We start from the raw sequence: 10112 nt of genomic DNA on the forward strand, positions 1-10112 counted from the left end.
CCCACCATCACGTCCGCCACGGCGACCGCTGGACCTACGTCCTCCACCCCGAAGACACCGGGCGATGCGGTCCAGCCGCGCGAACGCCCCCACCGCCACCGGAGCCGGCAGCAGCGCGCACAGCATCGCCATGCCGTCCACCTCCGGCACCACCCACACCGCGCGATCCTCCCGAGCACGCGCATGCCGCACGGTCAGAGGCTCCGCATGCAGTTCGTCCCGCAGTCGCGCGACCCGACGCCGCAACTGCGTGGGCGTCAGCTCGACGGCCAGCGGCGCAGCCCGCGCATCGAACTCCGCCCGCGACTCCGGAGGCAGCGTCGCTGCGACCGCGCAGATCACCTGACCCGCCTCCCACCGCACCTGCGCCGACTCGAGGAGCGCCCGCATGCACGGCAGATCCTCCACCAGCAGCTGCGCATGCAGCAGCTCCCGCGACACCACCCGCTCCGACACCCCCAGCGCGACCGCCAGCTCGGCCCGGACCGACCGCTCCACCAGATCATCCGACTCGCTCCGCGACAGCCCCCGCGCGAACGCCTCCGGACACCTCAGCGCCGCCCGATGCCCCTCATACAGCTCCTCCGCCGCCGCCAGCAGCACCGGCGCCGCCGAACGAGCCAGCACGTCCGCTCGATCACCGTGCTCGCGCACCGCGGCGAGCGCCGCGACCTCTTCTGAATCCGTCATGAGAGCAGTCGACCAGCGACCACTGACATTCCCTCATGTCCTTGCGCCGACGCGGCGCGCCCGTGTCGCGATCCGCAGCCCAGCCGGTGGGCCCGCCCCTACAGGAACAGCGACAGCACCAGCGTCATCCCGAGCGCCAGGACCGACGCCAGCGAGACGCCCACCGTCACCGTTTTCAGGGCCCCGCGGACCGACTGGTCGAGGAAGGTCTGCAGCAGCCAGAAGGTGTTCGACGTGACGTGGATGCAGAAGAGCGCCCCGGAGCCGGCGGCCAGCGCGATGAGCAGCGGATCCAGGCCGAGCGAGGCCGCGACGGGCGCGATCACTCCCGCCGCCGTGATGGCCGACAGCGTCACCGATCCGACCGCGATGTGCAGCACCGCGGCCATCAGCCACACCAGCAGCAGGGGCGCGAAGGAGGAGGCGGAGAAGTAGCCCTTGAGCACGTCGCCCAGATCGCCCTGCGCGATGACGGCGGCGAGGGAGCCGCCGATCCCGGTGAGGAGGAAGATCTGGCCGCCGTCCTGGAAGCCCTTCACCACGGCCTTCTCGATGCGCTTGGTGCCGACCGCGATGCGGCCGATCACTCCGGTGGCGATGACGGCGAGCAGCAGGGCGATGATCGGGTTGCCGAGGAACTGCAGCGCGGGCACCTCGGCGCCGGCCACGGTCAGCACGGCCTGCGTCGCGATCAGGAGGAGCGCGACCAGCATCGGCGCGAACAGCAGCAGGAGGGGGCGCTCGCGCTCCTCGACGGCCCCGGGGCGGAGACCGGCCGGACCGCGCGGCACTCCCCCGACGGCGGTGCGCACGGTACCGGTCGCAGGAGCAGGAGCGGGAGCGGGAGCGGCGGCACCGCCGGCACCGACCTCCTCCTCGTCATCCCGCACGACGACCTGCTGGTCGCGCGCCGGATCCCAGAAGCCGAGCCGGAAGGCGAGCGACATCAGCAGGATCGTCAGCACCACCGTGGGAGCGACGACCGCGAAGCCGCCGAGCATCATCACTCCGAGCGGCACTCCCAGGAGCCCGGCCAGGGCGACCGCGGCGAAGCCGGGCACCATCATCACGATGCCCATCTCGAGGCCCACGGCGAAGGTGACCCCGATGATGCCGGTGCCGTTCGGGCCCAGCCGCGGGGCGATCCTCCGGGCGAGCGGGGCGGCGATGACGATCAGCACGTCGACGAAGATCGTCTGCAGGTAGGTGGCGAGCGAGAGGCCCAGCGCGTACGGGATCCCCCGGCGGCCGAACACGCGCATCAGACCCTCGACGAGCCGCACGATGGCGCCCGTCTCGTTGAGCATCGCGCCGATCAGCACGCCCCAGCCGATCAGGATGCCCGCCTCGGCCATCACCTCGCCGAAGCCGGTCGACATGGTCGAGACGGTGTCGACGGGTCCGAGACCGGTCAGCAGGCCGATCGCGGCCGCTCCGAGCGCGAGCGCGATGACCGGGTTGATGCGGAAGCGCACGATCACGACGACGACCACGACGATCACCAGTGCGACGACGCCGAGGGTGTACCACTCGGGCATGACGGCCTCCTCCAGGTGCCCGCTGCTTCGCGTGCGGTCACACACTAGGGGCGGTCTGCACCGCCGCGCGCCCGGCGAATCCGCTCGGATCGGCCCTGTTCCCCGGAACCACGCGCGTGTTAGCGTGAACACTCCCGCTCGCCCCGTGAACGGGAACCGGGGACGGCCACCCCGCCCCGCTGATCCACTCCACCGATCGGAAAGGTCTCGATGATGAGACGACGCTCCTCGGAGCACCCCGCGCCCCCGCGCCGGACCCGCACTCTCCTGCTCTCCACCCTCGCCTGCACGAGCGTCGCCCTCACCGGCGCGCTCGTGCCGACGGCCGCCTCGGCGGTCGACGTCCCCGCGCCCACGGCCCACTACGACATGTCGCACGCGGGCTCGGCCCTCCTCGACATCTCGGGCAACGGCCGCAACGCGACGCTCACCGGGCTGACCGACGCGTCGTTCGCGGACGCGGGCGGCGACCAGGTCGCCCGGTTCCGCGCCAACGGCTACGCGGCCCTGCCGAAGAACCTCGTCACGGGCACCGACAACGCCTTCGCGGTCGAGTACACCGTGAAGACGCAGACCTCGGCGAACCAGTTCGGCTGGGTCATCGGCGACGGCGTCGGCCCCTGGAACACGACGACTCTGGGCAACCACGTGTTCGTGAACCCGCGCAGCTCGGAGGGCGCGTACAACGCCCAGGTGCTGGCGGGCATGCGGGTGAAGGACACCGGCAACGGCGAGACGCGGCTCCCGGCCGGCGGCGGGCTGAACCCCGGCTTCACGACCCTCACTATGGTCGGCTCGGGCACAGGCTCGAGCACCACGCTCACGCTCTACCGCGACGGTGCGCAGATCTCGACGGTCACCGCCGCCAAGTCGATGGCGAGCATCATCCCGTCCGGGACCACGCTCGGCTACCTCGGCCGCTCCCTCTACCAGGGCGATGCACTCTTCACGGGCGACGTCACGGACGTGAAGTTCTGGGACACCTCGCTCACCGCCGAACAGGTCGCCACGAGCATGCCCACCGCGGAGGCCAAGTCGGCGGCGACGGCGGGGCTGCTGCGCTCCGACCTGCTGCCGGTGGTGCTGAACGGCAACCCGTCGCTCACCGCCGTCTCGGGGAACCTGAACCTCCCCACGACGAGCAACGGCATCGCCCTCAGCTGGGCGTCGACGAACCCCGCGGTCGTCTCGACCACCGGAGTCGTCTCGCGCACGATCACGACCGACACCCCGGTCACCGTGACCGCGACGCCGAGCTCCGGCGGCCCGATCACCTTCGATCTCGTCGTGCTCGCTCCGCGGATCAACGACGACCTCGACGCCATCGTGCTCGCTCCGCGCACCACCGAGAACCTGCCCCTCGTCGTGAAGGGCGCGAAGAACGGCACCGCGATCACCTGGACGTCCTCGGACCCGGCGCTCGTCACTCCGACCACCGCGGGCTACCAGGCGCCGGCCGTCGGCGCGGCCGACCCCTACCAGGGCGGCGGAGTCGTCACGCGACCCGCGTACGGCAGCGGCGACGCGACGGTCACCCTGACCGCGAACGCGACGCTGAACGGTGTCTCCGAGTCGCGCACCTTCGCGCTCACGGTGGCCGAGCTGGGCCGCACCGCTCCCGACGCGGGCTACGCCTCGGCGTACTTCAAGTCCGACGGCGACGAGAAGATCTACCAGGCGGCGACGTCGGGCAACGACTTCTTCACCTTCTCCCCCGTCAACGGCGGCAAGGCCGTGATCACGTCGACGACCGACACCCGCGGACTGCGCGACCCGTTCATCCTCCGCTCGCACAACGGCGACAAGTACTACATGGTCGCCACCGACCTCTGCATCTCCTGCGGCACGAGCTGGGGCGACGCCCAGTCCAAGGGCAGCCTGAAGATCGAGGTCTGGGAGTCGACCGATCTGGTGCAGTGGACCCGCACGAACGGCGCCGACACCGGCATCACGGTCAACCAGCCCGCGGCCGGCATGACGTGGGCGCCGGAGGCGTACTGGGACGACGCGCTGCAGTCGTACGTCGTCTTCTTCTCGTCGCGCCTCTACTCCGATGCCACGAAATCGAACGGCGACAAGCTCTACTCGCGCGTCTTCTCGGTGATCACCCGCGACTTCCGCACCTTCACGCAGCCGCCCGCCACCTGGCAGGACACCGGCTACGCGCGGATCGACTCGACGATCACGAAGATCGGCGACTACTACTACCGCTTCACCAAGAACGAGGAGGGTGGCGCGGCCGGGATCCTCGAGGCCGGGAAGGACATCTTCCTCGAGAAGTCGACGGTGCTGACCGCCCCGACGACCGCGTCGAACTGGAGCGCCGACCCCACGACGACCTGGCAGCTCACCGACACCAACATGACCCGCCTCGAGACCGGTCAGGAGGGCGAGGGCCCCGAGATCGTCAAGCTCAACGCCGGCGACCCGAACGACACGACGGGCACCGGTGACGGCTACGCGTTCCTCGTCGACAACTACGGCAGCGGCGGCTACAAGGCCTTCGTGACCTCGGGCGCGGCGATCGCCGGCAGCTCGCAGGCCTCCCGCCTGTCGAAGTCGGCCGACTGGAACGTCTCGACCAAGGGCGGCCTGCCTGCCAGCCCCCGGCACGGCGCGTTCGTCAGCGTCCCGCAGACGGTGCTCACCGCGATGAAGGAGTGGGCGCCGGTCAAGGCCGTCGGCTCGACCACGACGCTCGCCGTCGAGGGCCGGACCGCGACCGCGACGGTGACGGCCGCCGACTCCGGCGACGTGGTGGGCTCGGTCACCTTCCGCGGCGGCAGCTGGAGCCAGACCGTGCGTCTGAGCGGCGGCACCGCCACGGCGACGGTCCCGGCCGGAGTCACGGGCGTCACCGCCTCGTACGACGGCTACACCGACGCCCTGGTCACCCCCTCGACCTCGGTTGCGGTGAGCCTGGACACGCTGGAGCTCGCTCCGTCGGCGTCGACGCGCTGCATCGCCGGCAAGGTCGTTCTCACAGTGACGGTGAGGAACACCGACACCGCTCCGGCCGCCGTGCAGGTCGAGACCGCCTACGGGTCGAAGTCGTTCGCGTCGGTCGCCCCCGGCGCCTCCGCCTCGGCCGCCTTCACCACGCGCCTGCGCTCGGTGCCGGCGGGGACCGCCACCGTCACGGGCACCGCGGTCGACCAGCCCCTGTTCTCCGGGTCGGCGCCGTACGCGGCGGCCGCCTGCTGACGCGCCGCTGACCGACGGCGCCCCTTCCTCCCCTGCGGAGGGAGGGGCGCCGTCGTGCGGTCAGTCCTCGGGCAGCTCGGCGTAGGCGCGCTTGACGCCGTTGTACCAGTCGAGCGCCTTCTTGGGCCGCATCCAGCGGCCCTTCATCGCCTCGCGCGCCTCGCGGTGCGACTCGTCGCCCGCCTTCACCGCGTCCTTCAGGTGGCGGTCCTGGGCGTTGATGATCTCGTCGGCGGTGGCTCCGCGGTGCTCGAGGGCGCACGGCCCGCCGAGGTCGCGGCACGTCATGGTCTTCACGGTGTCCTCCTCCTGCCGTCGCGCTGCGCGACGGCTCCTGCTCCTACGACGGGCGGGGGCCCTCGGATGTGACCGCCGGCGTGTCGCGGGGCCGGCGCACGACGCCCGCCAGGGACGCGGGAGCGGCGCGGAACACGATCGACTCCACCCGGCCGTCCACGACCTCGAAGTCGAAGAGCACCCGGGCCTCGCCGAGGTGGAACCAGGCGAACCCCGGCCGTCCGGCGGTGAGCACCGGGAGGGCGGCGTGGGCGCTGCCGTCGAAGAACGCAGCGACGGCCTCACGTCCGTCGATCCGCTCAGGGGTGCCCGCCGCGATCGCGGAGGCATCGGCGCGGACCGTCGCGCCGGGGGCGAGCAGCGCGAGGAGCCGGGCAAGGTCGCCGCCGCGAGCCGCCGCCATGAACGCGTCCACGACACTCCGCTCGGACACCGGCCCGTCCTGCCCGGCGCTCGCGACCTTCTCGCGCGCCCTCGAGGCGAGCTTGCGCGCGGCGGCCGGCGAGCGGTCGAGGATCCCGCCGATCGTGTCGAAGGAGTAGCCGAAGGACTCGTGCAGCACGAGCGCGACCCGCTCGTTCGGGGCGAGCCGGTCGACGACGACGTGCAGCGCCCGCCCCACCGCCTCGCTCCGCTCCACGGAGTCGGCGGGATCGACACCGGACGCGGGGGCGTCCTCTCGGGCCTCGATGGGTTCGGGGATGCGGGCGCGGAGCCGGTCGAGGCAGAGCCGCGTGGTCACCGTGGTCAGCCAGGCGGCGGGGTTCTCGAGCACGGCGTCGCTACCGTGCAGTCGCAGCCAGGCCAGCTGGACGATGTCCTCGGCCTCGTGCCGGTCGCCGAGCAGCCGTGAGGCGAGCCCGGTCAGCCGGCCGCGCTCCGCCTCGAACACCCCGGTCCCGTCCACGCGCCCACCCTACGGCCGGGAGGGCGCGCGCGGCCCTTGCCCGACCGACGGCCGGTGTGGGACGGTCTCCCCGTCCGCCGGGCAACGGCGGCCCTGAGCGGAGGAGCGGCCCGTGGGACTCGTGCGCATCGACCTGTTCGCGTCACTCGACGGCGTCGCCCAGTCGCCGGGCGGACCGGACGAGGATCAGCAGGGCGGCTTCGCGTTCGGCGGCTGGCAGGCGCCGCTCCTCGACGAGGTCACCGGCGCCTGGGTGCAGTCCGGCATGGAGGGGATGGACGCGCTGCTGCTCGGCCGGAGGACCTACGAGATCTTCGCCGACTACTGGCCGCGGCACGGCGACTCCGGCATCGGACGGCTGCTGAACTCGATCCCCAAGCACGTGGCGTCCCTTCGAGGAGTCCCGCTGACGTGGGAGCGGTCGGCCCGGCTCGGCCCCGACCTGCCCGCGGCGGTGCGGGAGCTGCGGACGCGGTACGAGCGGATCCACGTGATCGGCAGCCTCGACCTGGTGCAGACCCTCCTCGCCGAGCGCCTCGCCGACGAGCTGACGCTGTGGCTCCATCCGATCGTGCTCGGCGCGGGCAAGCGGGTCTTCGAGGGCGGTGCGGCCCCCGCGATGCTGGAACTCCTCGAACCGGCGGCCACCTCGCCCCGCGGGGTCGTGCAGCTGTGCTACCGGGTCCTCGGGTCCGAGCCGCCGGTGGGGGACATGACGGTCTGAGGTCCGCTCAGGTGAGGGTCGTGTAGATCTTCGCGATCCGTCCGTCGACGACGAGGCAGATGTCGAGCCCGGACACGACCGGAGGCGCTCCCTCGGGACCGAAGTTCCAGGCGAGGTGGCCGAGGTCGTGGTTCTCGTACACGGGGCCGACGGCCGAGAAGACGAAGCCGGGGGCGTCGTCGAGCAGGCGCTGCGCCTTCGCGTGCAGGGCGTCGTGGCCGACGACCACCTCCTCGGGATCGAGGAACTCGACGTCGGGTGTGTAGGTGCGTGCGATCGCGGCGCGGCGCTTCTCGGAGTCGCGCTCGCCGAACACCTCGAAGAGGTTGGCGTGCATCAGGGTGTCCAGGGGCATGGTTCTCCTTCGGTGGTGGTGGGGCGTGTCACGGCGACGACGGCGAGCGGTCGGTCCAGTCGATGACGAGGCGGCGCACCGCGATCCTCCAGCGGCCGTCGATCCGCTCGAAGCGGTCGAGGTAGCGGATCGACATGGTCACCAGGTACCGCTGCCCGGCGTCGTGCAGCAGGTGGAGCGCGAGGCAGTACGTCTCGCCCTCGGCGACGTCGGCGGTGGCGAAGCGGATCGACGACTGCCCGTTCAGGTAGGTGGTCGCCTCGTACTGCGCGATCAGGCCCTCGAAGGTCCGCACGAGTGCGTCCCGTCCGCGGATCGTGTCGAGCGGCTCCGTCGCCTCCGGGTCGCCGGCGAAGACGAGCACCTCGCCGTCGTCGGCGAACACCGACGCCTCCAGCGCCGCATCCCGGCGGTCGGCCCCGCGCGCGTAGGTGTCGACGAGCTCGCGGATCGCGACGCGGTCGATCAGGGTCGCGAGAGTCTCGTCCACAGCGCTCCTCGGGTCGGTGCGCTCAGAATAGGTGAAACTTCACGCGGAAGGGAAGAGGCGTCAGGGGTGGTCCGCCGGTCGCGGAAGGGTGCCGTGCTCGATCAGCCGGTCGTAGACGGCGTCGAGGGACTCGCGCATCGCCGCCATCCGCTCCGGGTCGAGCGCGTCGAGGAACGCCCGGCGCACGAAGTCGATGTGGCCGGGCCCGGCCTCCCGCAGCGCCGTGCGCCCGACGTCGGTGAGCAGGACCTCGGTGCTGCGCAGATCCCGGGGTGCGGGCCGCGTCTCGACGAGCTCGCGCTCGCGCAGACCCCGGAGCCGGTGCGAGACACGGCTGCGCTCCCAGCCGATCCGCGCGGCGAGATCCGCGACGCTCATCCGACCGTCGGGTTCGCTCGTCAGCGCGACGAGCACGTCGTAATCGGCCAGGGACAGCCCGGTCGCCGTGCGGAGCTGGTGGTTGAGCTCGTAGCGCAGGCGCAGGTGCACCTTCATGTAGGAGTACCAGACGGCCGCCTCCTCGTCGCCGAGGAGCGCGAACGGCGACTCGGACGGGACCTCGCGGGGCTCGCTCACGATTCCTCCTCCTGCAGCCCGTGACGGCAGGGCGCTCCGACGCTACCGCCCGCGCCGCGTCAGCGGATGGTGTGCGCGGTGATGACGGCGGCGGCGCGCGCCAGCTCCTCGGCCATGTCCTCCTCGCCCAGGCGCGGCGAGGCGCGCAGCACCTCGGCGCTCACGGCGTCGTAGCGCTCCTCGACGCGGGACAGCAGCGCGGCGCCGGAGTCGGTGAGCCCGAGCAGGACGCTGCGCCGGTCGCGCGGATTCGGGAGCCGGTCGACGTGCCCGGAGGCGGCGAGCCGGTCGAGCAGGGCCGTCACGGCGCCGGTGGTGAGGCCGAGCTCGAGGCCGAGCATCTTGGGGGTGAGGCCGGTCAGGTCGGAGATCGTCTCGAGGGCCGTCAGCTCCGAGAGCCCCACGCCGATCTCGGACGCGATGCTGCTGCGCAGCTGCCTCTGCGCGGTCTCGAGCAGCCGGAGCGCGTGGCGCAGGTGCGCCACCGACGTGATGCCGGCCTCGCCGTCGGGCGGGGTGGGGGTCGGAGTCATGCGGAGCCTTCTCGAGCGGGGAGGGACACCTCGAGGGCGGCGTCCCACCAACAGGGGGTAATAGTCTATTTGAAAAGTATCTTTATCGCGGAGTAGCTTAATCATCAAGCAATCAGCAGCACCGAGACGAACTGCCCGGCAGTTCACCTTCTACCCGATCAGGAGTCCTGTCATGTCGAACCACACCGCCACCACCAAGACCAAGCGCGTTCGTTTCGCCCCGCTGGTGATCGCGACGAGCGTCGCGGCAGCCGCTCTGCTCTCCGTCTCGATGTCCGGAACCCTGTCCGGCTTCGTCGCCAGCATCACCAACTCGAACAACACCGCCGCCTCCGGCTCCCTCATCATGGAGGAGAAGTCGACCGGCACGACCCCCGTCACCTGCCTCAGCACCGACGGCGGCTCGATCAGCACCAACACCGCGACCTGCTCGACCATCAACAAGTTCGGCGGCTCGACCACGATGGTCCCCGGCCAGACCGTCAGCACCTCGATCACGATCAAGAACGCCGGCACCGTCGCGGCGAACACCTTCACCCTGACCCCCGGCTCTGCCTGCACCCAGGGCGCCAACGGCAGCCCGGCCGGCACCGCCACCGACTTCTGCGCCAAGGTGAACGTCCTCATCACCTCCGGCAGCACCACCGTCTACAACGGCACCGCCGCCGCCCTCGCCGGCACCGCCGCCAAGTCGCTCGCCACCGCCCCCGTCGCCGCCGGCACCAGCACCCCCTTCACCATCGCCGTCACCCTCGACAACTCCGCCGGCAACACCTACCAGAACCTCTCCGCCTCGCT

General features: G+C 71.6%; 11 protein-coding genes. 3 read left to right on the forward strand and 8 right to left on the reverse strand.

Going from position 1 to position 10112, the window contains the following annotated elements:
- Positions 1–690, reverse strand: a 690-nt coding sequence (locus IOC53_RS17910; RefSeq protein ID WP_207407873.1) for a DUF222 domain-containing protein, incomplete at its 3' end; no start/stop codon positions are given.
- A gap of 98 nt (positions 691–788) precedes the next feature.
- Positions 789–2228, reverse strand: a complete 1440-nt coding sequence (locus IOC53_RS17915; protein WP_207407875.1) for a GntP family permease — start codon at positions 2226–2228, stop codon at positions 789–791.
- Positions 2229–2441: 213 nt separating this feature from the next.
- Between IOC53_RS17915 and IOC53_RS17920 the strand changes: the two genes are divergently transcribed.
- Complete coding sequence (locus IOC53_RS17920; protein ID WP_242683517.1) at positions 2442–5432, forward strand: immunoglobulin-like domain-containing protein; 2991 nt, start codon at positions 2442–2444, stop codon at positions 5430–5432.
- Positions 5433–5492: 60 nt separating this feature from the next.
- On the opposite strand, the gene IOC53_RS17925 is transcribed toward IOC53_RS17920, so the two are convergent.
- Positions 5493–5720: a hypothetical protein gene (locus IOC53_RS17925; RefSeq protein WP_242683518.1), complete on the reverse strand. Its 228-nt coding sequence runs from the start codon at positions 5718–5720 to the stop codon at positions 5493–5495.
- 52 nt (positions 5721–5772) lie between these two features.
- Complete coding sequence (locus tag IOC53_RS17930) at positions 5773–6636, reverse strand: sigma-70 family RNA polymerase sigma factor (RefSeq protein ID WP_207407881.1); 864 nt, start codon at positions 6634–6636, stop codon at positions 5773–5775.
- Between the two features lie 112 nt (positions 6637–6748).
- On the opposite strand from IOC53_RS17930, the gene IOC53_RS17935 reads away from it, so the two are divergent.
- Positions 6749–7360 carry a dihydrofolate reductase family protein gene (locus IOC53_RS17935; RefSeq protein ID WP_207407883.1) on the forward strand — a complete coding sequence of 204 codons (612 nt, stop codon included), beginning with the start codon at positions 6749–6751 and terminating at the stop codon, positions 7358–7360.
- 7 nt (positions 7361–7367) lie between these two features.
- Here IOC53_RS17935 and IOC53_RS17940 read toward each other — a convergent pair whose 3' ends face one another.
- The 4 genes from IOC53_RS17940 to IOC53_RS17955 are packed head-to-tail and all read right to left on the reverse strand — an operon-like array spanning position 7368 to position 9314.
- Positions 7368–7715 (reverse strand): nuclear transport factor 2 family protein, encoded by a 348-nt coding sequence (locus IOC53_RS17940; protein ID WP_207407885.1) that lies wholly within the window; start codon positions 7713–7715, stop codon positions 7368–7370.
- Positions 7716–7743: 28 nt separating this feature from the next.
- Positions 7744–8205: a nuclear transport factor 2 family protein gene (locus IOC53_RS17945; protein ID WP_207407887.1), complete on the reverse strand. Its 462-nt coding sequence runs from the start codon at positions 8203–8205 to the stop codon at positions 7744–7746.
- Between the two features lie 60 nt (positions 8206–8265).
- Positions 8266–8781, reverse strand: a complete 516-nt coding sequence (locus tag IOC53_RS17950) for a MarR family winged helix-turn-helix transcriptional regulator (RefSeq protein WP_307786251.1) — start codon at positions 8779–8781, stop codon at positions 8266–8268.
- A gap of 59 nt (positions 8782–8840) precedes the next feature.
- On the reverse strand, positions 8841–9314 hold the full coding sequence (locus tag IOC53_RS17955; protein WP_207407889.1) for a MarR family winged helix-turn-helix transcriptional regulator: 474 nt from the start codon (positions 9312–9314) through the stop codon (positions 8841–8843).
- Between the two features lie 172 nt (positions 9315–9486).
- Between IOC53_RS17955 and IOC53_RS17960 the strand changes: the two genes are divergently transcribed.
- Positions 9487–10112, forward strand: a 626-nt coding sequence (locus IOC53_RS17960) for a hypothetical protein (RefSeq protein ID WP_207407890.1), incomplete at its 3' end; no start/stop codon positions are given.

Origin of the sequence: Rathayibacter sp. SD072, assembly GCF_017355185.1 — a bacterium.
In the GTDB taxonomy this organism is placed as follows: domain Bacteria; phylum Actinomycetota; class Actinomycetes; order Actinomycetales; family Microbacteriaceae; genus Rathayibacter.

What these genes read in the sequence shown, in the direction of transcription:
- IOC53_RS17925 (WP_242683518.1), bottom strand. Translation starts at nt 5,720, where the DNA reads ATGACGTGCCGCGACCTCGGCGGGCCGTGCGCCCTCGAGCACCGCGGA.
- IOC53_RS17955 (WP_207407889.1), bottom strand. Translation starts at nt 9,314, where the DNA reads ATGACTCCGACCCCCACCCCGCCCGACGGCGAGGCCGGCATCACGTCG.
- IOC53_RS17920 (WP_242683517.1), top strand. Translation starts at nt 2,442, where the DNA reads ATGAGACGACGCTCCTCGGAGCACCCCGCGCCCCCGCGCCGGACCCGC.
- IOC53_RS17915 (WP_207407875.1), bottom strand. Translation starts at nt 2,228, where the DNA reads ATGCCCGAGTGGTACACCCTCGGCGTCGTCGCACTGGTGATCGTCGTG.
- IOC53_RS17940 (WP_207407885.1), bottom strand. Translation starts at nt 7,715, where the DNA reads ATGCCCCTGGACACCCTGATGCACGCCAACCTCTTCGAGGTGTTCGGC.